This is a genomic window from Desulfitobacterium chlororespirans DSM 11544 (genome assembly GCF_900143285.1).
GTDB classification, from domain to species: Bacteria; Bacillota; Desulfitobacteriia; order Desulfitobacteriales; family Desulfitobacteriaceae; genus Desulfitobacterium; species Desulfitobacterium chlororespirans.
Map to the genome: position 1 here is coordinate 1 of NZ_FRDN01000021.1, position 26219 is coordinate 26219.

The following is a 26219-nucleotide window of genomic DNA, read 5'->3' on the forward strand; positions in this document are numbered from 1 at the left end:
CTTTTATGAGCCACAGTATCCAAAAGCACTCGGTGTTAGGTGTCAGTCCGTTCGACTTGCATGTGTTAGGCACGCCGCCAGCGTTCGTCCTGAGCCAGGATCAAACTCTCCATAAAATTTATGAAGAACATTTGATTGCTCAAATTTCTTACTCTCATTTGACGAGTCATTGGCTGTTCCTTGTTGTTTAGTTTTCAAAGACCACTTTTTGCCACTTTTTTCGTGACAGTAACTTAGTTTAGCAGGTTGGCTTTCAAATGTCAAACCGCCTGTTTGCGCAAGTTTTTAACTCCATTTTCCCTAGGAAAATGCGGCTTCACAACTGAGCGCTTAGTTATATTATCATGCTGGGGCTTACGTGTCAATCATAAAATAAAGCAAATATTTTTCTGCCTGAAATATCGCTAAAACCGAGTAATATGAATTGTGCTGCACGAACTGCCCTTCCAGTGATAGCCAAAACCCTATTTCCACAAAAGCAGCTTGTTCTTCACTAATTCGCCCTTTATATGCTCATACTCAGATTCCTTCAAGCCAAAACTGTCTTTGATTTGCCTATCAATGTCATTATAAAGATTATTCACTTCTATAGGATCATTGATGCTCAACAGAGCTTCGACTTTCTTAACGATTTGAGTTTGTTTTCTTTGCTTTATTACCGGAATGGGGATGCTTTCGAGCTGAGAGCGCAATATTTTCAAGGATTTGAATTGGCGGCTGTAAAAGTACTGGGCTATCCTTGAGTTCAATACCGCCAGGATATACTTTATATTTAATCCCTCTATTTTAGGGATTAGAATATTTGCACTGTTTAAGGTCAATGACTGGGTATCATCATAGGCAAAAACTAAGCTTCTACCAATGAAGCGATAAATTAACTTTTCTTTGGCCCGGTAAAATTGAATAGGTGCAATCTGTTGAAATCTATGGGGAGAAAATTCGATTTTATATTGAGCAGGAAGGCATTTGTATTTATACACATCATTTCCCCGATAGATCGGTTCATAACTGCTGGATTCTTCGCCGCTCTTTTCGTTATCCCCTCTATTAAATAGATAGCTTTTATTATCTCCTGTGACAATTCCCAGCGCAAAGTCCGCATTGTGTTTTAAATAGGCGACATCCACCGATGAGTTTAACTTCTCCAATAATGTCACCTCAGCATCAGTGAGATCGAAATTCCAAAGGTCAGCATCGGCGGCTCGTTGCTTAGCAATGGTAAATACTTTCTGAGGAGAAACGATCTCTACACCCTTAAGGGAAAAAAGGTCAGTGTTTTTTTCATAGATCAGGGTCATTGCCGGGCATTGCACTCCATCAAACGCATCTTCCCAATAGCGTATTCTCTTGATTTGACATGTTTGCATCAGATAATTTCGAAGAGGACGATGGAGCTTCACCTGTAAAAGTGACTGGGGCAAGATCAAGCAGACTATCCCCTTATCTGCTACAACCCTTGCGCCAAACTCGGCAAAGACACAAAAAGACTCCACCGTTGCAGCCTGTGCCGAGACATAAAGTTTTTTCAGCGTCTTTTGCTCTCCAGGGCTATATTTGAAACCCCAAGGCGGATTCCCGATTACCGCGTCAAATGCCCCAGTCAAATGATCCAGTAAAGGGTTAGCGCATAAAAAATTTCTGTAAAGCAGCTCTATATTTGCAGTTTGAGTTACAAGGGCCATATTGATGCGGGTCAGACTTACACTCAGAGGGCTGATATCATACCCATGCAGTCCGTCCAGATTGTTGATGTATTTATAGGCGTACATCAAGAAATTTCCTGTTCCGCAGCAAGGATCAAGAACTTTAGCATCTTTATGCAGCATTGGTTTGAGCCAATCCACAGCATCCTTGACCACAGTAAGAGGAGTATAGTAAACGCCCTTGGGTTTGCGCTCTTCCAGATTCTGCAATGCCATGGAAAGCAACCCCAGGAAATCCTGCTCACTTATATAATCCACATAAAAGCTCAGGGCAGGCAGCAGTTGGACCAACTGCATTTCAATAGTCTCTACCCCTCTTAAAAGATCATCAATCAAAACAGAATAACAACCTGCTAATTGCCTATCCTCGAGGTACCTTTCCAGAAAAGATTCGGAATTCTCACTGCAAGGGTAAGAATTATGTAAACCATCCCTTTTCTTAGGGACAAAAGAGATCATGTTGCGACTGGCCAGCAGCTTTAAGGCATACTCTGCCAGGATCACCCGCTCATACCCTTCAGCTGAATCGACGGTATCAAGGCGGGATATAATTTCCCCGACGATCCCTATACCCTCTTTATTCTGAATATAGGTCCTCGGTATGTAGGTCCCCCTGATATAGTTTTTATTGCGCCGACTCTTTAACTTTGAATTACTGCCATTTTTAAGTTCTAATAATAAAGCCTCAATATCTTTTTTAAAAAAGAGGTTTCTCTTTTTTTCGCTATTACTGGGTTTAAGCGTGTTACTTTTGATCCAGTTTATGGCCGTAGCCTTGGATATAGACAAAAGATCGCATACCTCATTGAGTTCGATTAAGTCTTTACCAGTTAAGTTATTCACCTTGCTATTACCCCCATAAAGAACCCCGGAGACATTACCCTTATATTTCTCTTACGTACACTGATACCTTAACAATCAAGTTGACGGCTTTTCTTGGCGATCGATATACTGCCAAAGAAGCCAGGCACAGCTAAAAATCACTGCGCCGGTCAGCAATGCCAAACTAAAGCGCCTGGGATATTGAAGCAAATGCCAAAAATCATGGCCAAACCAAGATTCCCAAAGGATTATTGGGATATTTCCGATCAATGTGGCCAGAAAAAAAGAGCGAAACCTGATCGGTGAGACGCCAGCCGCATAGTTAACCGCAGCAGCCGGCAAAATAAAAATAAGCCGGGCCAGAATAATCAAGGAAAAGTTCTTGGAATCGGAAAGTTTTCCCCATTTGCCAAGCTTGTTCAGATGGGGGCGAGCCCATTCCTGACCAAGCAGCCGGCTGATAAAAAAGGCCAGGGAAGAACCTAACAAACTGCCGGTAAGAGAAAGCAGGAAGCCGGCACTCCAGCCATAAATCACAATATTAATGCCTGCCAAGAGGGCAAAAGGGATAATAGGAAAAAACATCAGCAAAGACAATGCCAGTAAATCCAGCAGAACCCCTTTCCACCCCAAATCCAAAATCAAGTCCTGAAAAAGGTCAGGATGTTGGATTTGGGGATAGAGCAAACCAATGATCACCAATGATAATAAAAGAACGATGGCCGAAGTCAGTTTTTTGCGGGACAAAAGTAGCCCTCCCTACTTTTCAGCTATTACTGCAAAGTATATCCGAAAAAATAACTTCCTACAATCCAGTTCATAAAACATTCCCGCAAATATGACAGCTGAGATTTCCTCTTCCCGGAAGAAATCGGGCCAAAGCTGTTTACCCGCAGCAATAGTTTTTTGCTTTCATCAGGTGCCAGCCCTTTACTCCATTATACCTTAAACCTGTGCGAACTTTTCGCAACACGCCGGAGCTTGATACCCTATTTTTGCGGATTATGGAGGTGAAGATGAAAATTTGCCTGTTTTGAATTTACTCATCTAGATGAATAATTTTCAAAACAGGCAAATTTTAAACTTACATGTTATACCTATGGGTTGACAAGCATCCGCGCTTTTATCAATAAATTTCTGGGTAATTTAATTCGCCGTACTTTATTTTAAACTATTCAAACTTCAATCCGCTGACAGGCCTTCAATGCTTCGGCCTCTGTCGGATCATGGGTCACCAGCAGCACCGTCTTGCCTTCACTTCTGCGCCGCGCATCCTCCATAACCAGAGCTTTGGTATCGGCATCCAGCCCCTTGAAGGGCTCATCCAAAAAGAGGATATCATAATCAGCCAGCAAAGCCCGGAGAATGGATACCCGGCGGCGCATCCCTCCGGAGAGTTCCCGAACGGGCTGGGAAGCGCATCCTTTCAGCCCCACCGACTCCATGGCCGCCACGATCTCCTTCTTCTCCCAGTGTGGGCAAACGAGACGAATATTGGCTACCGGGCTCAGATTCTCGCACAGCCGGTCTTCCTGGAAAACCGCGCTCCGTCGCAGCCCGGCAAGGCCGCTGACCGCACCGCTGTCCGATCCTTCCAGCCCCATGAGGATGCGCAGCAATGTGGTTTTGCCCCGGCCGGAGGGGGCCATGATGCACGTCGTTCTGCCCCTGGGGATGAGGGCGGAGAAGTTGCTCAGCACCTGGTTCTCTCCGTATGATTTGCACAATCTGTCCAAAATAATATCCACCCCTCGCCTCACATCCTTTCCAGTCGGGCCACGCCCCGATCCACAAGAGCCAGAAACAATTTTTCAAAAATCAGGCTGATCAAAACGATCACCAAAGTCCAGGCAAACAGGTCGGGGGTATCCAGATAAATTTTAGCGTGATAGAGCTTTTCGCCGATGGAACCCTGGGGAATGCCGATCACCTCCGCCGCAATACCTGATTTCCAGCACAGGCCCAAAGTCACGGAACAGGCTGCGCGAAAAAATGGGAGCACCTGGGAGAGATAGATATAGCGCATCGTCCGGCCGGGGGACAGCTCAAAGAGCCGGGCCATTTCCAGCAGCTGAGAATCAGTGGCTTTGATGCCGTCCAATACGTTGGTATAAATGATCGGCAGAACCATAAGAAAGGAGATCAGCACCGACAGATTGCGGGACGGTACCCAAATCAGGACCAGAATAATGAAAGAGGCCACAGGAATAGCTTTGATGGTAAGCATAGCGGGAGCCAGCAGCTCCTGGATCCGCTGAAACCGGGCGGAGAGTGCGGCCAGGATCACTCCGGCCGCCGTGGCCAACAGGAATCCCGACGCAATCCGCCCCAGGGAAAAAGCGATGGAGTGCCAGAAGTCGGCCACCCCTGCCAGCACGACCAGCCGCTGCAAAACAGAAACAGGGGATACCAGCAGTATCTCCTGTCCCAGAGCCATGCTGCCAGTCTGCCACAGGGCGACCCAGAGCAGTACGGCCCAAACTTTGATGATCCGGGGCTTCTCCTTCCCCTTACCGGCTGTAGTAGAATTCATCGGCGGGCAGCGTTCCTCCTACTGACTTGGGATTCTGCTCAAAGAGGACGCTGAGGTAACCTGAAAGCTTATCCTTCATGCCGCTCCCCTCGGCAAAGGTGATGTTGCAGGCGGGCAGGGCTTTCACGGCTACAGCAGCAGGAACAATATCGTATTTCTCAACCAAAGCGGCAGCATCTTCGGTGTTAGCGTTCACGAAGTTAACAGAGTTCTTGTAGTGATCCAGGAAAGCAGCAACAGCCTCCGGATGTTCCTTGATAAATTCCGTCCGGGCTACTACCACGCCGGTGATCAGAGCAGAAGGGTTCGCCGCACCGGATTGAATCTTATCCCATTCTTTGGTCAGATCCAGGGCAACCCGGATCCCCTGGTTTTTAGTCTGGGCAGTGGTGACAAAAGGCTGGGGCAGCATGGCAATGGCATTTTCAGAGGCAGCCAAAGCAGCCACGCACTCGGCATGTTCGCTTTTCCATTCAATGGTCACATCCTTGGCCGGATCGATACCGTTCTCAGCCAGAACATAATTGAGGGCGTACTCGGGGGTGGCACCCTTCCCGCTGGCGTAGATCGTCTTGCCCCGCAGATCCTCCACAGAGCTGACGGTATTGCCGCTCTCCACGATGTAAAGGACGCCCAGGGTGTTGATAGCCAGCACCTTCACTCCGCCTTTGGTGTTGTTATAGAGGACCGCGGCCAGGTTAGCGGGGACGGCGGCAATATCGGCTCCCCCTTGCACCAGCTTGGGTGTGACTTCATCCACCGCGGCGACGATGGAAAATTGATACCGGTTATCCGTAATCGTACCGGCATCGGCATCGTTCATAAACTTCACCATTCCCATGGCGGTGGGACCTTTAAGGGCTAATACCTTGACATCGACAGGATCAGCGGCTGGGGTTTCCAGCGGGGTTTCAGCCGGATTCTCAGCCGGGGCGGCGGCTGGGGCTGCAGGCGAACCGCAGCCGGTGAGCAATGCACCGGTCATGACCAGACTGAGCAGAACAGAAAGCAGTTTCTTCATAAGGTCTCCCTCTCTATATGTTTTATTTGGAGCCGGAGGGCTGGTACAGGATGTGTTCCAGACCGGCTTGATCCACAATCACGATTTCCCTGTCTGCCAAGACTAAGAGGCCTTGGGATTGGAGAAAGGCTAATTCCCGGAAAAGGGCTGCCCGGCTCACATCCAGACGGCGGGCCAAATCTTCCCGGGAGCAGTCCGGTATAACCCTCCCCTCGCTGTTTTGCTGGGAGAGAAGATAGCCGATCACTTTACCACGGCAGGACTGGATGGTCAGCATCTCAATGCGCCGGATCAGGAACTGGATTTTCCGGTTGCAGAGAGCGGCATAGCGCAGGGCAAAAGCCGGATCGTGCTCCATTACGGATACCAGCGCTTGTTTGGGAATAAAAATCAGCGTTGTGTCCGTACGGCAGCGGAGAACCGTCTCCATTTCCGCCAGGGCAAGGAGATTACAAATGCCGAAACAATCCCCCGCCTCCAAAGCGTTGAGTTGTACGTCCCGCCCGTCCAGGGCCACAGAATATACGTCCACGATCCCCTCCACCACCAAACCCACGGAAGTAATGCCCGCAGGACGATCGCTGACGATCTGACCCCCTCGATAATGGTGCACCAACATCAACGCAGGATCGATGCCACAACCCTGCAGAAGTGGTGAGATTTCTATAGATGAGAGGATTTGCTGTCTTGTCATGGACATGCGCTCCTTTTTAGTTAGCTTAATCTAACTTTTTGGGAATATTGTACCCCTCCCCGCTTCACAAAGTCAAGAGAAGAAATCTGTGTGCGCAGTCTCATCTGATACTGACAAAAGGGCGCTCTCTGTGGTAAGCTGACGCAAACTGCAGCAAGGGGAGTTGAACACAACACCATGCCCAAAAAGAACATTTTGTTTTCCGGTTCCTCCGCAGTGGGAAAAACCGCAGTGATCAAGGCCCTGCTACCTGCCCTGCTGGCAGGGGGAGCATCACCCTGTGTCTGCAAGATCGATTGCCTGCAGACCGGAGACGCCCAAGTCTACCAGAACATGGGGCTTCCCTGTGTCACAGGTCTCAGCGGAGATATCTGCCCGGATCATTTTCTGGTTTCCAACCTGCCCGAGCTCTGGAACTGGGCGGATGAACAACACAGGGATACGCTTTTGCTCGAGACCGCCGGACTCTGCCATCGCTGTTCTCCGGCTACAGAGGGCATGACAGCAGGCTGTGTGCTGGACTGTACCTCCAGTTGCCGGGCCCCCGCTCAGCTTGGTCCCATGCTCACCCAGGCTGATTTTGTGGTCCTGACTAAAATCGATATGGTCTCCCAGGCGGAACGGGAGATCATCGCCTGGCAGGTACAGCAGCTCAATCCAAGGGCTGTGCTTTTCCCGGTGGACGGCCTGGCCGGCTACGGCGCCGACCCGTTGGCTCAATGGCTCTTGGAGCATGAAGACGGGTCAGAGTTTGAGAATGACCGGCTGCGGCACACCATGCCCAGCGGGGTCTGCTCCTACTGTGTGGGAGAGCAGAGAGTCGGCAGTGCCTATCAACAGGGTGTGGTAGGAAAAATCAACTTTAAGGAAGCTGAACAATGAACACGATCACGATCCTTGGCGGCCGGGATAAGGCCGGAAAAGCGGAAGGGCTGGACCCTCTTATCCTGAAAAAAGGTGAAATCTATACCATTGTGGGCAATACCGGTTCGGGCAAAAGCCGGCTCATCAAGGATGTGGAGCAGCTGGCCGACGGGGATTCCATCACCGGGCGCCGGGTGCTCCTGGACGGGGAGTCTGTCCCCCGCAGAGAGCGCCAGGCAGTCTCTGCCGGACTGGTAGCCCATCTGGGCCAGAATATGCGCTTTATGCTGGACATCTCGGTGGGGGATTTTGTGAGCCTCCACGCTCGTTGCCGGGGAAAACAAATTGGCCTGGAGGCAGTATTGAACCTGGCCAACTGCATCACTCCGGAGCCTGTGGCGCCGGAGCAGCACTTGAATCTCCTGAGCGGAGGCCAGGCCCGGGCCTTGATGATTGCCGACCTTGCTTTGATCTGCGATAGTCCGGTGGTTCTGATCGACGAGATCGAAAACGCCGGCATTGACAAGGAAAAAGCCCTGGAACTTCTGCGCCGCCAGGATAAGTTAGTTCTGGTCGTTACTCACGATCCCCATACCGCCCTGATGGCGGAGCGGCGCATCGTTATGGGCGGCGGGGCTGTCCGTGCCGTGGTGGAGCGGACGAAAGAAGAATTGACCCTCTTTGCCCTGCTCAGCAGGGACTATCAGCGGCAGCGGGAGCGGCAAACCCTCTTGCGGAAAGGAGAGCATTTAATATGACCCCCGTTTTACTGTACTGGAACCATGTGTGTATACTGCACAACCAGGAAAAAAACTTTCTGGAGGGGCTGACCGCCCGCCTGAAGGAAGAAGGAATCGCTCTTGAGGTGCGCTATTTCGGCCTGGGCTATCCGGAACATATGTCGGAATACCTGGCCCGGCCCGATGCTGTTTTACCCGATCTGATCGTCTCAGCCGATCTGGAGGTATTCGAGGACAGTCGCATCTTCAAAAAGCTGGAGAGAGATCTTTACCCGGCTGCCACATGGCTGCCGCTGCGCCAAGGCCCTGGGTTGGATTCGGTTCGGCGCGGCACCCGTCTTCTCCCCTTTCTCTCCATTCCCCTGGTGTATTACACCAAAGACACCTCTCATTGTGCAGGCAAGCGCCTGCCTGAGCTCAAGGGTTTGGCCTTTGGGGGGATCAATAACTCGGCGGGAAAAACCTTAGTCAAAGCAGTGTGGAGCCGCTACGGGAGAGGGGCCGCCCTAAGTTTGCTGAAGAGCGGGGCCGTTTCAGATATGCCCATCGGTGCCTTTCAACAAGTGCGCCTCGGTCAGAGCCCTACCGCCCTGGTCCCTTCTCTTTACGCGCTGCGGGCGGATGGGGAACGCTCCTTCCTCCGCCTGCCGGCGGAAGGGCCCCTCTTGATTCCCTCCTATTTCTGCGCCCGCAACTCCATACCGGAGGGGGCAGCCCGGCGGATAGCGGCGGAAATCCTCTGTCCGGAGCTGTGTGATTTTTATGTGGAAAACGGGGATCTGATCCTCTATCCTTCCTGCACCACCGGTCACAGCCGTCAGGAAGGGGCCCGCTATTTCACCCCCGCTCCGGAGTGGTATGAGGCGGTTTCAGCGGAGGAATTCTACGCTCTTTATGGAGCAATGCTGCCTACAGCCCATATACCCTAACTGACTCTTCACTATAAGCAACTATAAGTAACAAGCACCGTGAAATTAATCATGGTGCTTGTTACTGTGCATAAAGCCCAAAAGAAAAAACGCTGCAAACCCTTGCAGCGTCTTACTTTCATTGGAGCGGAAGACGGGATTCGAACCCGCGGCCCTCGGCTTGGGAATTCGATTCTTCTGGCCCTAGCTATTCACGAGTAATAGCATCTATGCTTCTCTAATGAATTTTCGACGTGCGTGTTAAGGTTTATATACTGCCTAATATCACCTAATTTTAGCTCTTTTGTCGTCAAAGTGTCGTCAATAGGCTCAAACCTCATTCTGCTGGTTGTCGAATCAAATCATCATCATCAATTTCAGCAAAAACACGACCAGTACTATTCATTTTCATATGAACAACCTGCCGCTGTCTTGTACCAGAACTATCTTCAACCCAACCAATAAAGGAAGAATCTTTGAAATTAAATATGTTGCTTGCTTCAGTAGGTTTGTCAAGAAAATCTATGATTTCGCCAGCTTCTTTATATCCATAAAATTTATCTGTAATGATGCTGGCTTTATCCCTTGGGCTATGAGCATATGCAATATTTATAGTAATAGTTTGAATACCCTCTTCTCTCTTAATCGTAATGGGTAACTCTTTCTCTTGCAACACAATTTCGTCCCCGTTCAGCAGTTGTGAACGTGATTTGGTTATAGTAAATCTTTCCGCATCCCGACGATGATTTTTGTATTTCACCTCGATAATTCCTATATAAACGCGAATCTTATCAAAAGTTTCTTGCTTATCTAGTATGTTTATTAGTAAATATTCTTTTCCATTATGCGTAATGAATGAAAGGCTGTGTCTCGTTTCTTTAACCCACTCATATAATTTAGGAGCTTCGCTTAAAGAGATGTAGTTCTCCTTTCCACCTTCTTCATTAGTGTATTGTTCGAAATCTCCTGGATTATGAACAAGCGATATTAGCTCAAAACGCGGAAAAGTCTCTACTGCTTGTTTTTTAGACTCTTCAAGTGCTTCTCGTGCTATTCTATTGTTTTCATCTGCAAGTTCATTTGCTTTGTTTGCTGTTTCATTCGCTTTCTGTGCGATAGAGTTTGAGCGTCTGCTAAATATAGCCGCTCCAATCGCAGCAAGCGCAGATATTAATGCAATTATGTCACTTGTGGACATTTGTTCCATACAACCTTCACCTCAGTTAAAAAATATGAAATTATATCCATAATATTCAAACCTTCAATAAAAGGTCCTTTTTATAGCAACCATACTACGAAAAGTGTTTTTAATATATCTCAAAGCTATGCACTTAATGTTAAGCCCTTCAACGTACCCCCCATCTAACTAATTAAGTTTATACTGGACAATAATCATTGCAACTACTTTGCTTTAATTGCTTTTCCTTCTGATCTATTCTTGAATTCCTTTTCCCATTCCAAAATCATTTCCAAATCCTCGATTATTTCATCTGGAGCAGGCAAGGGTACTGGCATTTCATTCGGTTGAGAATGTTCATAATACGAATACTTTGTCATCAAGTCGTCAAAGAGTTTACAATCCTTTTGCTCAATTGCGGCTAATTTATGAATTCTGTTCAATGTAGTTACAGACCTTCTAAAGCGCTGAACTACTTCTGCAAGAAGACTAGTTTCTATTAATCTTTCAAGTGCAATTCGCAAATCACTGCATATACCTTTAGCATAATTGTCGTATTCATCCCTGCCATTATTGTTGAGAATCTTCCTAGCCGTCTTTGTTCTTCCTACCAAATTATTTATAACTCCAATAGGATTCTTAGCAAATAAAGGGGTGTCACCTGGCTCTCCAACTCCCCAATTCTCACTTCGAACACAGATCACGTGTGTATCAATCCCAGCCCCCTTTGCTAAATCTTGTAGTAAAGCTAACATTGATATCCTATGTGTAAAAACAATTACTTGCCGGTTTTTACTAAGTTTAACGAGACGTTTTACTGTCGCTTCTTCAAAGTCTTGATCAAGAGACGATATTGGATCATCAAAAATAAATGGTGTTTTGCATTGACGGCCTTCAACATCCGCTAAAAAGGCGGCAATGGAAACAATTCTTAGTTCACCCTCACTAAGAACCTCCGAGGCTTTTGCAGTTGGAGAACCCTTTAGCTTAATCTGATGATAAATATGCCCTTTCTGTGCTTTCGTCTTACAAATTTCAACCTTTATCCGATGTGCACCTAGTGCTTTAAGTTCTGCATTGAATCTATTAACATAATCCTTAGTTATTAACTCTTCTGACATTGCTGACTTCTTCAGAGACAACGCTTTAGTGTTAGTTAAATTTTTAGCAGCATTAAGGTAATCTATTAACGCTAAACGTTTCACCTCATCTTGTATACTCGTTTTCTGCTCATAGGCCCATTTCATTGCTTCAATTTCTAAGATACGATTTGTTAATCCATCGCGGTTTTCACCCTTTGCATCTTCCTCATATTGCGAAACCTGGGTTTCAAGCGCAACCTTCATATCCTCCAAAACTTTAAGAACTTTGTTATCTGGTTGCGGGGTAAGTTCTTCTATGGAATCAGCACTAAATAGGCTCTGTTTGCGCTTCATCACTGCGTTATAAAATTCCAGAACAGATTGACGTGTTATCTCTTCTGTGATACCTGATGCATCTATCTGTAATACCAAATTGTCTTGGGTAAATATACTATCTTTTTCCTTTTGAACAGATTGAAACTTTTTTTCTGCTTGATTAGCTATCTTTTGAAGTTCACCTATTACAAATTTCTCAAACTGTTTTAATCTCTCTTGAGCCTCTATCCCTAATGGTTGTTGGCACAGCACACATCTAGCCCCATCCTCAGTATAAGGAAAGTCATTTTGAGGATATGCAACGGAGGTTGAATAAACTCTTGCTTGTTCCCACAATAGTCTCCAGCTTTCTTTCCCTACCCCATTTAGTTCGGAATTCCCGAAAACCCTCTTCGCATCTTCATTTACTAGAATCCTTTTGTTTTGAGAATCATTTTTTATTGTAATATATTCTGAGCATTTTCCTTCTGAAAACATGTTATTTATTTTATTTAGATTTTCAATTAACCTTTTTATGCCAGTACAATTCTTCCTTGACACCTTAGCCTTTTCAGTAGGATCTGCTTCTGCTAAACGAGTTCTAATTTTACCCAATTCGCTTTCAAGTTCTTTAGTCCATCGGCAATTTAAATCAACTTCCTTATCAGTAGTTTTAGCATTTAACTTTTTATACCATAATCCTGCAACCGTTTTTTCATATTTATCTGGCATCTTAGGTTTACGAGCTGGTACCGACTCAATTTCTTTTTGTAACGCCTTGGCAACCTCATCGCATGCTTTGGATATTTTAGTAAATATCGATAGTATTGATGGCTCGTATGATACCTCATTTTCATTATTTATGTATATGCTCGCGCAATCCGTATCGTAAAGCTCAATTTGCCTTAAATCAGTATGTACTCCGTCAGCAGGCTTCCATTCAAATTCAATTAATCCTGTACTTTTTTCAATTTTGAATGTGCAGCCCGGCTCATCTTGGGTTGAGTTAAATACATTACCTAGTAATGAGCCTGCACTTCTCGCTCCACACGAGTGTTTTAAAACACGCATATAGCTTGATTTACCAGAGCCATTTGAACCGTAAATAACTGTTAACGGCTTACCCATAAATTCTAAAGGGTTTCTCGGTGCTAGTGCATTTATCCCTCTAACGTTACCAATTGATACCAACTTGAGTTCACTATTCTCTTCGTTTACTACTAGACTACCTTTAGGTATTGGTTTTGCTTTTATTGACAGCTCTATTGCTCCTTTCAAACCTACCTCTTCTTTGCATAGGCTTGTAAGGTCAACAATGTCCTCATATGAAATTTCACCATTGAGAATCAAACGTCGAGCTGCATCTTGAAGCCAAAGTGGGCGTTCAGTAAACCACTTTTCAAGTTCTGAAGAAAAACTCATTAAATTCCCATCTCCCTTCTTCACCATTTATAGATTCTCGTCATCTGCGTTCTCGCTTTGGTCATTGCAATCTCCTTGTAGTACAAATAGTGTCACTGAGTCCAATCATAATGTCTACCTCTTTAGCCCTATCCAAAGGCTTTTTTAAGAGCAGCTATAATCTTTATTTTAATTTATTATTTGATCAACTACCTTCCGTGTAGTAACTAATTAAATCTAATAAAATAAAATCCATCATCCACATATCTTTCATTTTCTTTACTTTCTCCCCTTCTTAGCCTTTCGAACCGCAAATGCTATGGCTCCTAAAATGCCTATACCAACAATACTCTCGAAGCCATTATTGTCAGGATCAGTTTTATCTTCCTTTTTGGTTAAATCCGCCTCCTTTACAGGTAAAGAACTTGCAGGAATGTTTTCCTCCAGCTCTAGTACTTCGACCTCTATACTATCAGATATCCCATTAGCCGTTTTTGCTGTGATAGTAGCAGTACCAATACTCTTGGCCACTGCCTCACCGGTATCGTTGACCTCAATAATACTTGGATCAGTTGATGACCAGGAAACAGACATATCAGTGGCATCTGTAGGGGTTACATTAGCCGTCAGTACCTTAACTTCACCGACTAAAAATGAAAGACCGTCCTCTTCAATCGAAATTCCTTCTACCGGCTTAATAACGGATATTGAGGTACTATCCTTCATCCCATTATTAGACTGCACAGTAATCACAGCCGTTCCAACTCCGACAGCAGTAATTGTTCCGGTACTATTTACAGTTATAATATTTGTATCACTGGATGCCCAAGAAACAGACTTATTCGTTGCATTTGCTGGATGCATCTCAGCTTTTAGTTCAATACTGTCCCCAATGTCTAAAGTATCTTTGCTAGAAGCTATCGAAACCGAAGAAACCGCAATCTCAGCTGGAGCTTCATAGGGACATATGCCATTCGGATGTAAATGTGGTCCATAACCATGATGATAGTGATAGCTCCCTAAACCGCTTGCATTTTTATTATCTCTATGGCCACCGCTAGAATCTGTCCTTCCAGAATGAGCAATAACCTTCTCAGGAGTTAATGAAATAAAACAATTGCTTATCAAAACAGTAACTAATAGCCCAAGCATCACCCGTGTTTTTCTGATATCTCTCATTTCTCATGCACTCCTTTGGTTCCAAGAACAATTTTATTCTAAATTAAGCAATATTTATGTAATTATCGCACAATTCACTTGACGAATTCTCGCGAATTTTGACCGACAAGTAAATTTTTTACGAAATTAGGAACCTTCTCCTGTCAGACAGGTAAAATAGCACAATATTAAATTTAGGAAGGACTTTTCCCTATCCCTGTGGAACTATTTTCCTATCTCCAGTTTGGAAAATCAGGGAGCTGATGGTATGGGAGTAAAGAACCGACTAAAAGAAATCAGGCATCAGAAGTTTTTTGATAAGAAGAAAGATATTGCAGAGTTTCTTGGACTGGCTCCAACAAACTACAGCAGGTATGAACACCAACACGTTCAACCCTCTCTGGAAATGGCTCTTAAAATGGCTAAAAAACTTAATATGAAAGTAGAAGATATTGTCTACTTAGAAGAATCCCCAGATAAATAGTCTGGGGATTTTCCTATATTTACATATTTCGTGGACAAACAAGAAACTTATCACTCTTGAATAGTTTAGTATCACCAGAGGAACACATGATGCACCCAAGGGAGGTGAAATTATGAGTAAAAAAAAGCGCCATTTTTGGGACGATGAAGACCTACGCCCAATCCTGGACGATTTGCCGGCTAACGAACTTTCTTTCCATGTCCGCAACTCCCTACGGGAATACATCGTTAATCATCCCTACCTTGCACGAAAGCGTTGGCGAGAAGCCGTTTACGGCGAAAGCTCCATAAGTGAACCGGAAACTGAGAAAACAAAAAGTAAAGACAAAGAAAATGCTCCATAAGAGTAAGGAGGTTGGCAATGCTCCGTAACGATGCACCACTGGCTGATCGGCTCCGATACATTTACATCCGGAGAAAAGGGCCGGTGTACGCCGCCATTAGCGACGTAATAGACGACCAATACCCAAAGGAGCCAAGGCCGCTAATCGTCAAACAGCTCAAACTTGCTGATAAAGCTCACAAATTTCTCATCCACCTGCCACCCGGCAAAGGGTTTGAAGAATTCAAGAAATAAGTTTGCGGTGATTAGTGTCGGCAAGGGCAACACCTATGGCCACCCGACTGACGCAGTCCTAAATAGATTAGCCAACACCGGAGTGCAGGTTTACCGCACCGATCAGGCAGGGACTATTATAGCCACCAGTGACGGGACCACAATAACCATGGATAAGGTTGCGTCTGAGGTTAAGGCCAATGCTCTACCGGCTAACAACACATCGGCCCCAGCGACTACCACACCCAAGCCTTCCCCTGCTCCAGAGCCTGCCCCGACACCAGCACCGAAGCCAGAGCCAGCTCCCGTACCCGCAGAGTCACAAGCGCAGCACTATGTAATCAATACAAGCTCGAAGAAATTCCACTATCCCACCTGTAGGAGTTTGCCGACAAAGAATCGTGGCGACAGAGATACAACGAGGGATGAACTAATAAATGCCGGGTACTCTCCCTGCAAAATATGTAATCCTTAGGAGGTGTTCGATATAAACGCAGCAATAGGACTGCTAATCACGTATGTATCCATTATTATTCTCACATTTTTGGTAGCTTATATGATTATCAAGACAGCTGTCAGAAATGGAGTCCGGGAAGCCAACCGTAACGCTATCGAGAAACAAGAGTTGCAATTGCAAGCCCTTACCGATCTCGTATCTGCACTCGTTCAGGATAAATACAAAAAGCCAGGAGACCAATAAAGCAGCCTCGGGGACCATTCCCTGGGGTTTTCACATTTTATACAAGAACCACTTACACGTCTTTAATTCAAATTTCAATTCGTATCTTCTTATCTTCCCAGCTATTTCACTTTGACAGCTATAGATCTTCATGCGGTTACCATGTGTGTCAAACTTGGCTATCATTTTCACTGCATCCATGATGAGTGACAGGCACCGATTATTATTTTTCAATATCCGAATGACCCAGAGGTAAAGCCTGAAGGATGGCCGGTCGGGGCCGGACAGTCCGCAGGACCGAGCGAATAGCGAGTCCGGAATCCATATATCATTCATATTACAGGGTTTCCACATGCTCACTCCAAAAATAATGGCCCTTTTCCGTGAAACACCAAACTAAGGTAAATAGATATTGAAAAATAATCAACTCACTAAGCTAAGAGGAACCTCACCCACTCTTAAGCAGATCAGCCACTTCTACACCCTTCTTCCGTAAGAACCTTTATCCCAGGCATCCTTGACCCATTCCTATCCCCAGGCACCACCTCTCCACACAAAGTAGAGATACCCTTAAGGGGTGAAATGGCAGTATGCCCCTTTAAAACCCCATGCGAAAATAAGCCTTCCGCGCCGGCAGCCACCGGAAGTTCTGCAGAAGAAACCACAAGTGAATTTAAATATCCCTCAGAGAGATTGTAGGAACTCTGGGCATACTTCCCCCTACCCGTCGCAGCTTCTAAACTGCCCTCCTTACGGAGCTGTGCAATAGCTAGTTTCAAGGTTCTATAGGCCACACCCAGGCGCTCAGCCCAGGCCTTTTGAGTCTCATGCACCGACCCATGAGACAGCAGATCTCCAATAATATCCTCCTTTACCTCCGACACATGATCCCTTCTTCTATCCCTGGGTTTGGCCCACTTATACCAGCCCTTTATCTGTGCAGATAGCCCAGTTATGGACGAAAGGACACGGGGGGAGGCGTGATGCCGCCCCGTAAGTACCGACCGATAGATCTTCTCCACTTCGGCCATGGTCAATGGCTTCTGAAGCCCTTTATTCCATTCATGCATTTTCGTATGTATCTCCTGAACAGGAACACCAGCATCCCACAGACAAAGTCCCAGGCCATAAGCCCAGCGGTTCCTCTCCCCCTTTTCTGCGACCGGCTCCTGGATGCGTCTCCCGGCCGGAGTGGCCAGCAGCGTTCCGATATAAACAACCTTCTGAGTTTTAGCTTTTGCCGCCTTAACCGGCCGTCTAGCCTCATACCAATCGCATAATTCATCCCAGGATGTTCTGCTGAAATCATCAACGTACACGGTGTTCTCCACCGTCGGCCGACGCACCCAGCGTTCAACACCCACTGCACACGGATCAGCTCCCAAAGCTTCAATCATAGCATCATGAATCATGCTAGTTTTTGCCCGCAGAAGATCATTGCTGAGTCGTAGAGGCTCATCAAGGATATTCCACGCCTGATAATGGCCAGGTGTCGCAGTGGCCACGATCAACTCCGGAAGAGGCAGCCCAGCCGCATAATACAAATCTATGATCTCTTCCGGAGTTGTACCTACCGGCGTATCAAAATCACAAACAAAAGCTAAAACATGCCGAACATACCTGCGCTGCCGCTTCCGCCCAAAAAATGTCGCGGCCGTGACATATGTAAACCCTTTAGTTTCTAACTCCGGAACAGTCCAGAGAATACGTGAATCAGATTTAATATTCGAGCCAAAAACAAACCCATGATTCGTTCCAAGCTCGATCACCTTAAAGGGGCTAGTCTCAGGCAACACATCGCAAAAAACATCAGAAAGCATAAAACCAACCTTTCAAAAAGAACCCAAGCTCAATCAAAATGAACCTGAGTTCTCCTGCGCTATTTATTTTAGGAAATCCTTCTGGTATAATAAAACAGAACAAATTATTATCGACTTTAATTCTTCCCGGTCAAGCGCCGGGAATTTTTCTATTTATCCTTAAACTTTTTTAACCCCAAAACCAATAACAAAACAATCATAACAATAGACATAAAGGCTGCTAGATCCGCACTGTGTAACCCGACAGTTATTGTTAAGATAATGTAGATCGAACTTCCAATAAAAAAAGCAAATGGACTACTCAATAGGCATAATAGCATCACCCTGCTTCTCCTCTTGTAGTGTAAAACCAGAGAAAGGAAGCGCTTAGGAAACCCTTAAGCGTTTCTTTTTTTGCTCTTCCGGCAGCTTAGTAACCAGGTAGTCACGCATGATACTGATCCAAATCATGCGATTAGGCATTGGATCAAATAGATTCGGAGAGTATGAGCTGAAGTAAATCGTTTGTGCTTCAACTGGCTTAAATAAGCTTCTGAGTTTGGCACGATCCTGATCAGCAGCAAATGAGAAAATAAAATTTAACGAAGTACCCTTAAGTTCCTGCAGACATTTAGCTAAATTTCGCAATTCATATGCTTTTGAGCCAGATGTAAGTATCTGTATATCACATCCGATAAGTGCATTCACATTACCTGAAAAATTGTAAATAGCCCCCATATCCAACACATTAAAGTCATAGTCTTCAGAGTTTATCGGATCTTTCCTGGTAAGAAAATGTATCGGGGCTGTGGCCACATCATAAAAATCGAGCCAATCCAGTTCTTTCGCTGGATCGCATTCAATATAAGACACCTTAGCTCCCAGCCCGGCTAAAAAGCATGCCAGGTTCAGCGCCGTTGTCGTTGCCCCAGTTTTTCCATCGATGCCGGCAACACCAATCATTATTCCTTTCCTAAACTCTTCGGCTTCAATCTCCAACGTCACTTCAGAAGTAATCTCTGTATACTCTTCAGTCCATTGAAGCTCCCTATCCGAGACTTCCTTAACTCTCTTACGTTTTACTCTCGCCTTGGGCTCCTCGGCCGGCTGACGCTTAAACCGCTCAGCCTTCTCACAGCTCATCCCTTCAGGGGAAATACACTCAACAATTTCCCTTTTAATCTCCTCCGGATTTTCAGCCGTGATGAAATTCCTCACCCCCGCTTCGTAAAGTTTCTCAAGCAGCTGATCACCAGGCTGCATCCCCTCGGCCAAGTATATTATCCGAGCATCATACATAGCCCGGAATCCCAATATCCCTTCGACGAGTTCTTCATCCGTGTCATTCAACGCCTGATGATCAATGACAATGAAACGAATATGGTTAAAACTCCGCATGTCCCGGATCACAAACTTCCTCAGGTTGAATTCTCCGGACAGCTTTTTAATAGGGAACCTGTCAGGTTCCTCCTGGATAAAGTCAAACAGACCAAAATTGAGATTACTCGTTAGGTACAATAGCATCCCTTTCACTCCTCTCATGCAATCTAAACTCAGGATGGATATTGATTGACATAGACTCTTGCTTATCTTGAATAAGCAAAATAATAGAAATAATCAGCAGAAACGCATAAATGAATAACTCAATAATCGTTTTACGGCTAACCTGACGACTCATGTCTCCCCTCCCCCCTCTCCCGCTGCTTGTGGCTGCGGAGGATAAAGATATGGAATCGGATCAGTATGGCTCCAGGCAAACCTATTTGTCCGAATTTCAAAATGCAAATGATGACCTGTACTCGTACCAGGATTAGGGTCATTGTCCGGATCTCCCCCTTCGAGAGCCACAACATCACCCGTGAAGACCTCCTGGTCTGGGAGAGCGATAACTTCCGACAGATGAGCGTAGAAAGAATAGAACGTCTCATCCGGATAGTCATGCCGAATCAGAAGATAATTACCATAAATTGAATCGATACCGACCTTGACCACTTGCCCATCGGCAACAGAAGTGATTTCGCTATGCCATTCAGGAGCAATATCAATGCCGGTATGAAAGCCTGACTTCCCTGTAACCGGGTGAATCCGTGGGCCATAGGGTGAAGTAATCACACCATTAGCAGGCATCGGGTATTTTCCGTTCAAGATAATCATCCCAGTTTGCAGACGAATCTTATCACCATGCTCAGCCCGGAAAGCCTGAAGAGCCGCCATCTCTTTTGGATCAGAAAAAAAACCCGCTAAAAACGATAGCGGGCTGGCTAAGATATAGGCAAACATCATCAGGAGTAAGAGAACCAAAGCAATGGGTATTGAAAAAAGAAGGATAAGCTTCCTTCTGCCATCTTCGTTGGTCGCCATTGTGGCCAGATGAAGAAGGGCTTTAGATGCAACAGGTCCGGCCATGGACGCTCACCTCACTTACCTTCCACCGGCTGTACCCATGTACTCAAATTTATAGTCAGGTATTTCGAAATTAGCTTTCATTCGTTTAGAGCCTATCATCAATAACGCCTGGCCACGCTGCTTACTGGCCAGGAGCTCTTCTTCGGCATCCGTAAGGTTATAGAGTTCCTTGGTTTCTTTCAGGTTTGTTCCATCTGTACCCATGAGGATTTTAAAACATGGCATTTCTAGTAAAGGCTGCCCATATCTTTTTACTTCCGGATCAAGAACATCGGCGCAACTATGGAAAGCAGTAACTAAAGCTCCCTCAAATTTTCTAGCCCCTTTCGAATAATTTCTTAAAAAGAGCAAGCTTTGAGGGACTTTTGGATCCACAAAATAATAGGTTTCATCAGCAAAAATCATAATCCGTTCTTTGGGATTTTTGACTGTTTCATCCCAAGCCCAACCAAATAAATTAAAATATTGTGCGGATTTAATATTATCCGACGTACTTTGTAAATTTTTAGTATCCAAGCATACACACTGCGCATCGGAATGAATCGTCGTATGACCATTCCATAAGAAACTGTCCGAGCCAGAAGCTATATCTCTAAGCAATAACGCTAAATCATCATAGTCTTTTTGATAAGGGTTCTTCTTGTCATGGGCTTTTTCAGCAATCTGATTATGCAAATTCTCCATAATTGGATAATCAGTGGGCTTTAGTTCTTTTATATCCGTATCCCAATCGATATTGAATCGATTATAAAGCTCTATTATCTCACCTTTTAAAATCGCCTTTTGTCTATCAGTTAATGATGGTATATAAAGACTAAAGAAAATCTCCAAGTTTTTCATGTAAAGAGCCATGTATCCCATTCCGTTTTCATTGTCTTCGTACAGCTTTATCTCTTCGTCATCTTCATCTTTAGCCGGTTCCCGTATTTGCAAGGGATTCACTTTTCCCTTTCTACCTCCACCAGCATTAATCCAATCTCCGTCGAGATTGTAACATAATTCCTTCATCTCTCCGTGTGGATCAATAAAAATAAGCCTGGTTCCTCTCTTATATTCGTCAAGTGCGATACTTTTGAGTACTGTGGATTTACCAACACCAATAATCCCAGTAATAACAAAGTTGCTATTTGTTCTATCTCCCCCACGGAACCATGGGTCAACAATAATGAGCCCCCCTGCAGCATCCTTTGCAAGATAAGAACCTTTTCCATCATTGTAACCACTGGATGAAAATGGAAAGCCGCCGATAAAGCTAGACAATGGAACAGGGCGTTGGGTTATGTTCTCAACTTTGCTATCTGTTGTGTAAAAAGGCGATAGCATCTTGAGGCCTTCTTTTTGTAATTGTGACAAGGTCCGAACCTTGCACTTTAATCCCTTAACTGTGCTTTCAACTTTTCGACAAACTTTTGTAAACGTCTGATCATCACGGGTAATAGGCATAAGCACAACGCTCATCAATCCAACAGACTCACCGTCCTGATCAATCTGAGCCATAGTTTTTTCAGCATTATCCGCTGTCCTTTCTGCCCTTTGCCGTGTTAGAGGATCTTTCGTGCTCTCCATAGTTCCCCGATTATTTCTGATGGAAGTAGATAGGGTATCAATAAATGTCCCTGGATCTGTTGGGGAAAAAGTAATGGTTACAATCGTGCCGGGTATATTTGTTATTTTTGAAAGCCACCCATAATCCGGGTCCTGATGATATTGGATGATACCGTATACTTTGCCTTTATTTTCGCCTATCGTAAGCGTATTACGAGTAAAAGTAAGCCCTATGGGGGCAATGACATTGAGTAAAGCATTATTAACAGGTATCGCTTCCGTTCGTTTTTTTGCCATAGCTTGACGTTCTCCCTTCAGGCAGCACAAAGCAGCAAATAAAAACTTGCCGCCTTGTCATACCTCTATATTATTTAAATGTGCTAGATTCCTGGTGTTTCTACCTCAATCACAAGTGCTGTTCCTGAAAACTCCGGAGCGACTAACTGAGCAGCAACTTGGCCCTGATCTAAGATCATAATCGATTTACCAGTCATCTTTCTGGACAAGGACCTAGAAAAAACAATCCTTAAATCTTTTCCATCTGCTTTTTTAAACTCTTTTTGCAGATCTAAAACCAACTGCCTATCTGCAATTCTTACTTTTTTTCTCCTGACGCATTTGCTGCCAACATATACTTTTACATTGCTAGTGAATCGCATGACTATGAGCAAAATAAATATACTTCCTAGTCCAATACTGCCAACCCTTACGGCAGCATCTGAAAAGAAGCGTGAAACTAAATCCTTAAGAGAAAACCCATCTGTATTTGTAGAATTCATATTCACAATAATCTCTAACTCTTTGACCGTATCCCCTGAAGAAAGTTGAATCTGAGCTGTTTCCAGCAGGCTATCGGCCAATTCGTGCCCAGACAATGATTTGACTTGTGAATCATATTTGACCGTCACCGAATTCAGGAGAATCTTGTCTTTCGTAATGCGCTCATCAGCAAGAAAAATCTTGTGAGTTCCCAGCTCTACATTACTAAATTGAAAATATCCTTGAGAATCTGTATACGTAACTCGTGGTGTCGAATGAAGTTCAATACGGGTATCGACTATAGGATTTCCCTTACTGTCTATGACAAAGCCCTTAACAATTCCTGTTTCGGCTGATCTTAAGGGTAAGCTTAAACTAAGTAACGAATCCGGATTTTGGGCAGTAGTACCTGAAGAGGAAGAAGGTCTTGTTTGTGATGATTGAGGTAATTGCACTTGTTGAGTTTTTTGATCTGGAGTCGATTTCCTATAATAATACTTTCCATTATCTATCATGCCCGGTTTTGATACTCCTGGATCAGGAGGAGCCGGCATCGTAGGATTACTAGGTACAGTTGGCCCTGGCTCTTGAATAGGCTGATCAGGATTTGGAGTTGGGTCAGGGTTAGGGGTTGGATTTGGTGTAGGCTTAGGATCAGGATTCTCGGAAGGATTATGGCCAGTGCTGCCCTCGTCGGACCCTTCGTTATCGCCTCCACCACTATTTTCTCCCTGATCCTCATCGTCCCCCCCACTATTGCCTTCACCATTATCTCCTCCTTGATCATCGTCGTCCTCGCTAGGCGGAACCACGACCTCAATTTCGACCGTCCCAACAATTCCATCCAACTCTGCCTGAATCATAGCTCTCCCATGGCCAATTCCAATCACTGTTCCCTGATTTACCGAAGCCAACTCTGGATTAAGGCTTGACCACTGAGCAAGTGAGGTTACGTTTTCTTTAAACCCATCTGAATAATAGGCTGTGGCAGACAATAATAATTCATCACCTTCGAATACTGACCCTCCAGGAGGAGAAATATCGATGCGGGAGATGACAGGATCTCCGACCTCAATTTCGACCATTCCAACAATTCCATCCAACTCTGCCTGAATCATAGCTAATCCTTGCCTAATTCCAATCACCGTTCCCTGGTTCACAGAGGCGATTTCCGGATTAAGGCTTGACCACTGAGCAAGCTGAGTTATATCCTTTTCTGCACCATCTGAATAATAAGCCATAGCAACAAGTGTACAGGCATTTCCCATAGCCACTGAGCGTTCCGGAGAAACATCAATTCGTGTAATAACCGGCTGACTGACCTCAATTTCGACCGTATCAATCATCCCATTATACTTTACAACGATCTCAGCTCGTCCCTGACTAAGCGCCGTGACTACCCCCTGATTGACAGATACTATTTCTGGATTGCGACTTGACCAGTTAGCGAAATTTGTCACATCACTTGATGTATTGCGGGTTCCATTGGAATAATAGGCCGTAGCCTTCAGCTCGGCCGTTTGCCCCAAAGGAAGCTCTAAAACATTTGGATCGGCTTGAATTCCTGTTATCCGAGTTACCGCTACAAGCAGCGAATAATCTAATCTGATTTCAACCGTCTCTCCCTTACTATCAGATGCCTTAACGAGAATATCATCATAGGTTCCATTAGCAAATTCATTACCAGAAAAGGATACGGACCAATTATCTTCAACCGGTTCATCAGGAGGGGTATCCGGCATTTCAAAAATCTTCACCACTTTTCCTATTGTTACTGAAATCGTTAGATCATCCTGATCTAAGTCCCAGGCACGACCAGAAATAATGAGCTTCTTTTGTTCCGAATCAATGATAATCTTATCCTCCGGAAGAGGATTGACGACAATCTTATGAAGGCGATTACTGTAGAAACTTTCCTGGCACTTGAAATAATCATTTTCTACTCCATCACCGTTACGACTCTTAGCCCAAAGTTCATATTGACTATCCAGGCTTAAGCCCGTTAGTGTACGCTCAGGTTCCACGGACCAGTCGGAGACAGCAATAACAGCCCCATCTTCCTTCGAACGAATCTCCAGCATCGTTTCAGGGACCACACCATTTTGTTCATCCGGGACAATTTGAACGTTGATACTCTCTGTGGTAGAGGACAGGATTTCCACTCCCACCGGATCAAGGGCTAAGGTGTAGCGGCTCACCGGCTCGGAATAATCACTTATATTTTCAGTTTTATCTTTTGCCTTATACCGATAGACATATTGAGAATTAGGAGTCAGCTCCCCATCCACTAAACAATCAGCTGTCCAATCCCCGATATCCTCACCATCCCGATTATACATATAGGCATCCAGGTGAAGCCCACTTGTTTCATCATCAGCTGCCGGCGTGACGGTTATCTGGGTTGTGCCGTCTACCACTACGGTAGGGGCACTCACAACAGGAGGCGTTTGATCAATCGTAAGGATATACGAGAAGGGTACTGCTATAGCCGTACCCTTCTCGTCTGTTATTTGTACACTAATATCCACGTACATACCGTCTATTAGCTCGCTTCCCTGAAATTCTATAACCCAATTATCCTCTTCCGGCTCATCAAAAGGAGCTTCCATAATGTCAAACGTTTTCATAACATCATTGATCGTCACGGACACAGTCAAATCATCCTGATCCAAGTCCCACGCTTTACCTGAGAGAATAAAGAATTCTTGACCGGAAATCGTTTCATCTTCAACGGGATCTGAAATGGCAGCATGGGGAGAGCGATTGCTATAAAAGCCATCAATGTATTGAACAAGGTCATTTGCTATCCCGTCACCGTTTCTAGTCTGTAGCCATAGCTCATATTGACTATCCAGGCTTAAGCCCGTTAGTGTACGCTCAGGTTCCACGGACCAGTCGGAGACAGCAATAACAGCCCCATCTTCCTTCGAACGAATCTCCAGCATCGTTTCAGGAACTTCACCATTTTGTTCATCCTCATCAATACGGAGATGGACGCTATCTGTCAATGATGACAGAATTTCTATACCAACCGGATCAAGGGCTAAGGTGTAGCGGCTCACCGGCTCGGAATAATCACTTATATTACCCGCTAAATCTTTGGCTTTATAGTTGTATGTGTACTGAGTGTTTGGAGTTAGCTCCGTATCCACTAATAGATTGGCCGTCCAAGTCCCTATTTCCTCATCATTTTTAGTGTATAAGAAAGGTGACTCAGAAAGTCCAGCCAAATCATCTTCCGCATTCGGAGCAACAGTAATCTGGGTTGTATTGTCTGCTACAGCTGTAGGTCCATGCACTAATGGGGGAATTCTATCTACGGTTAAAGCTGTACTATTAGACGAAACTCCACCTTTATCATCTTCCGCAAAAACCTTAAGAGTGTAGGTTCCGTCAGGTATGGTTTCATCAACATTTATGGTATGATTAAAGTTATAGGTTACCCCGTTTGATATCGTAGAGGCCATGACATCGATATTAGTATGGTCCGATAAATTGTTACCATTATCATCTTGAAGAGTATATTTGACTGAAATAAAGTCGGCTGCATCATCATCTCTCACTGTTCCATTAA

The 26219-nt window shown here is 45.1% G+C and carries 23 protein-coding genes and 1 rRNA gene; 7 read left to right on the top strand and 17 right to left on the bottom strand.

Going from position 1 to position 26219, the window contains the following annotated elements:
- The 7 genes from BUA14_RS28320 to BUA14_RS24995 all read right to left on the bottom strand — a co-directional run.
- Window positions 1-116 (bottom strand): 16S ribosomal RNA (locus BUA14_RS28320); the annotation flags it as partial.
- A 348-nt stretch (window positions 117-464) separates the two neighbouring features.
- On the bottom strand, window positions 465-2546 hold the full coding sequence (locus BUA14_RS24970; protein ID WP_072775073.1) for a TaqI-like C-terminal specificity domain-containing protein: 2082 nt from the start codon (window positions 2544-2546) through the stop codon (window positions 465-467).
- Between the two features lie 75 nt (window positions 2547-2621).
- Entirely contained in the window at window positions 2622-3272 is a 651-nt protein-coding gene (locus tag BUA14_RS24975) for a TVP38/TMEM64 family protein (RefSeq protein ID WP_072775074.1), read from the bottom strand.
- 428 nt (window positions 3273-3700) lie between these two features.
- Entirely contained in the window at window positions 3701-4261 is a 561-nt protein-coding gene (locus tag BUA14_RS24980; RefSeq protein WP_427846705.1) for an ATP-binding cassette domain-containing protein, read from the bottom strand.
- A 20-nt stretch (window positions 4262-4281) separates the two neighbouring features.
- Window positions 4282-5058 (bottom strand): ABC transporter permease, encoded by a 777-nt coding sequence (locus BUA14_RS24985; protein ID WP_072775076.1) that lies wholly within the window; start codon window positions 5056-5058, stop codon window positions 4282-4284.
- Complete coding sequence (locus BUA14_RS24990; protein ID WP_072775077.1) at window positions 5036-6079, bottom strand: ABC transporter substrate-binding protein; 1044 nt, start codon at window positions 6077-6079, stop codon at window positions 5036-5038. The genes BUA14_RS24985 and BUA14_RS24990 overlap by 23 nt, the downstream gene beginning before the upstream one ends.
- Window positions 6080-6101: 22 nt before the next feature.
- A complete protein-coding gene (locus BUA14_RS24995) occupies window positions 6102-6773 on the bottom strand; it encodes a Crp/Fnr family transcriptional regulator (RefSeq protein WP_072775078.1) in 672 nt (223 codons plus the stop codon).
- A gap of 177 nt (window positions 6774-6950) precedes the next feature.
- On the opposite strand from BUA14_RS24995, the gene BUA14_RS25000 reads away from it, so the two are divergent.
- The 3 genes from BUA14_RS25000 to BUA14_RS25010 are packed head-to-tail and all read left to right on the top strand — an operon-like array spanning window position 6951 to window position 9306.
- Window positions 6951-7655: a GTP-binding protein gene (locus BUA14_RS25000; protein WP_072775079.1), complete on the top strand. Its 705-nt coding sequence runs from the start codon at window positions 6951-6953 to the stop codon at window positions 7653-7655.
- The gene (locus BUA14_RS25005; RefSeq protein WP_072775080.1) at window positions 7652-8395 is read left to right on the top strand and encodes an ATP-binding cassette domain-containing protein; all 744 of its coding nucleotides are present in this window, start codon (window positions 7652-7654) and stop codon (window positions 8393-8395) included. Before BUA14_RS25000 ends, BUA14_RS25005 begins: the two co-directional genes overlap by 4 nt.
- Complete coding sequence (locus BUA14_RS25010; RefSeq protein WP_072775081.1) at window positions 8392-9306, top strand: hypothetical protein; 915 nt, start codon at window positions 8392-8394, stop codon at window positions 9304-9306. The genes BUA14_RS25005 and BUA14_RS25010 overlap by 4 nt, the downstream gene beginning before the upstream one ends.
- A 316-nt stretch (window positions 9307-9622) precedes the next feature.
- Here the strand turns inward: BUA14_RS25010 and BUA14_RS25015 are convergent, their stop codons facing one another.
- From BUA14_RS25015 to BUA14_RS25025, 3 genes are all read right to left on the bottom strand, one after another.
- Entirely contained in the window at window positions 9623-10492 is an 870-nt protein-coding gene (locus BUA14_RS25015; RefSeq protein WP_072775082.1) for a hypothetical protein, read from the bottom strand.
- A gap of 194 nt (window positions 10493-10686) precedes the next feature.
- Window positions 10687-13308: an AAA family ATPase gene (locus BUA14_RS25020; protein WP_143153510.1), complete on the bottom strand. Its 2622-nt coding sequence runs from the start codon at window positions 13306-13308 to the stop codon at window positions 10687-10689.
- Between the two features lie 231 nt (window positions 13309-13539).
- The gene (locus BUA14_RS25025) at window positions 13540-14439 is read right to left on the bottom strand and encodes an Ig-like domain-containing protein (protein WP_072775084.1); all 900 of its coding nucleotides are present in this window, start codon (window positions 14437-14439) and stop codon (window positions 13540-13542) included.
- A gap of 247 nt (window positions 14440-14686) precedes the next feature.
- On the opposite strand from BUA14_RS25025, the gene BUA14_RS25030 reads away from it, so the two are divergent.
- From BUA14_RS25030 to BUA14_RS25040, 3 genes are all read left to right on the top strand, one after another.
- Window positions 14687-14902, top strand: coding sequence for a helix-turn-helix transcriptional regulator (locus tag BUA14_RS25030; protein WP_072775085.1), 216 nt, complete (start codon window positions 14687-14689; stop codon window positions 14900-14902).
- Window positions 14903-15014: 112 nt separating this feature from the next.
- Entirely contained in the window at window positions 15015-15245 is a 231-nt protein-coding gene (locus BUA14_RS25035; RefSeq protein WP_072775086.1) for a hypothetical protein, read from the top strand.
- Window positions 15246-15262: 17 nt separating this feature from the next.
- The gene (locus BUA14_RS25040; protein WP_242954762.1) at window positions 15263-15478 is read left to right on the top strand and encodes a hypothetical protein; all 216 of its coding nucleotides are present in this window, start codon (window positions 15263-15265) and stop codon (window positions 15476-15478) included.
- A 102-nt stretch (window positions 15479-15580) separates the two neighbouring features.
- On the opposite strand, the gene BUA14_RS28820 is transcribed toward BUA14_RS25040, so the two are convergent.
- Window positions 15581-15706: a hypothetical protein gene (locus BUA14_RS28820; protein ID WP_282433396.1), complete on the bottom strand. Its 126-nt coding sequence runs from the start codon at window positions 15704-15706 to the stop codon at window positions 15581-15583.
- Window positions 15707-15935: 229 nt separating this feature from the next.
- Between BUA14_RS28820 and BUA14_RS28825 the strand changes: the two genes are divergently transcribed.
- Window positions 15936-16157, top strand: a complete 222-nt coding sequence (locus tag BUA14_RS28825) for a DUF6019 family protein (protein ID WP_282433397.1) — start codon at window positions 15936-15938, stop codon at window positions 16155-16157.
- A 446-nt stretch (window positions 16158-16603) separates the two neighbouring features.
- Here the strand turns inward: BUA14_RS28825 and BUA14_RS25055 are convergent, their stop codons facing one another.
- From BUA14_RS25055 to BUA14_RS25075, 6 genes are all read right to left on the bottom strand, one after another.
- Complete coding sequence (locus BUA14_RS25055) at window positions 16604-17956, bottom strand: primase C-terminal domain-containing protein (RefSeq protein WP_072775089.1); 1353 nt, start codon at window positions 17954-17956, stop codon at window positions 16604-16606.
- Window positions 17957-18322: 366 nt separating this feature from the next.
- Window positions 18323-19459 (bottom strand): P-loop NTPase family protein, encoded by a 1137-nt coding sequence (locus BUA14_RS25060; RefSeq protein WP_072775090.1) that lies wholly within the window; start codon window positions 19457-19459, stop codon window positions 18323-18325.
- Entirely contained in the window at window positions 19437-19613 is a 177-nt protein-coding gene (locus tag BUA14_RS28220; protein ID WP_178371809.1) for a hypothetical protein, read from the bottom strand. The genes BUA14_RS25060 and BUA14_RS28220 overlap by 23 nt, the downstream gene beginning before the upstream one ends.
- Window positions 19610-20341, bottom strand: a complete 732-nt coding sequence (locus tag BUA14_RS25065; protein WP_072775091.1) for a M23 family metallopeptidase — start codon at window positions 20339-20341, stop codon at window positions 19610-19612. Before BUA14_RS25065 ends, BUA14_RS28220 begins: the two co-directional genes overlap by 4 nt.
- A 15-nt stretch (window positions 20342-20356) precedes the next feature.
- Window positions 20357-22183, bottom strand: a complete 1827-nt coding sequence (locus tag BUA14_RS25070) for a VirB4 family type IV secretion system protein (protein ID WP_072775092.1) — start codon at window positions 22181-22183, stop codon at window positions 20357-20359.
- 83 nt (window positions 22184-22266) lie between these two features.
- On the bottom strand, window positions 22267-26208 hold the full coding sequence (locus tag BUA14_RS25075; RefSeq protein WP_143153512.1) for a hypothetical protein: 3942 nt from the start codon (window positions 26206-26208) through the stop codon (window positions 22267-22269).
- Window positions 26209-26219: the final 11 nt, after the last annotated feature.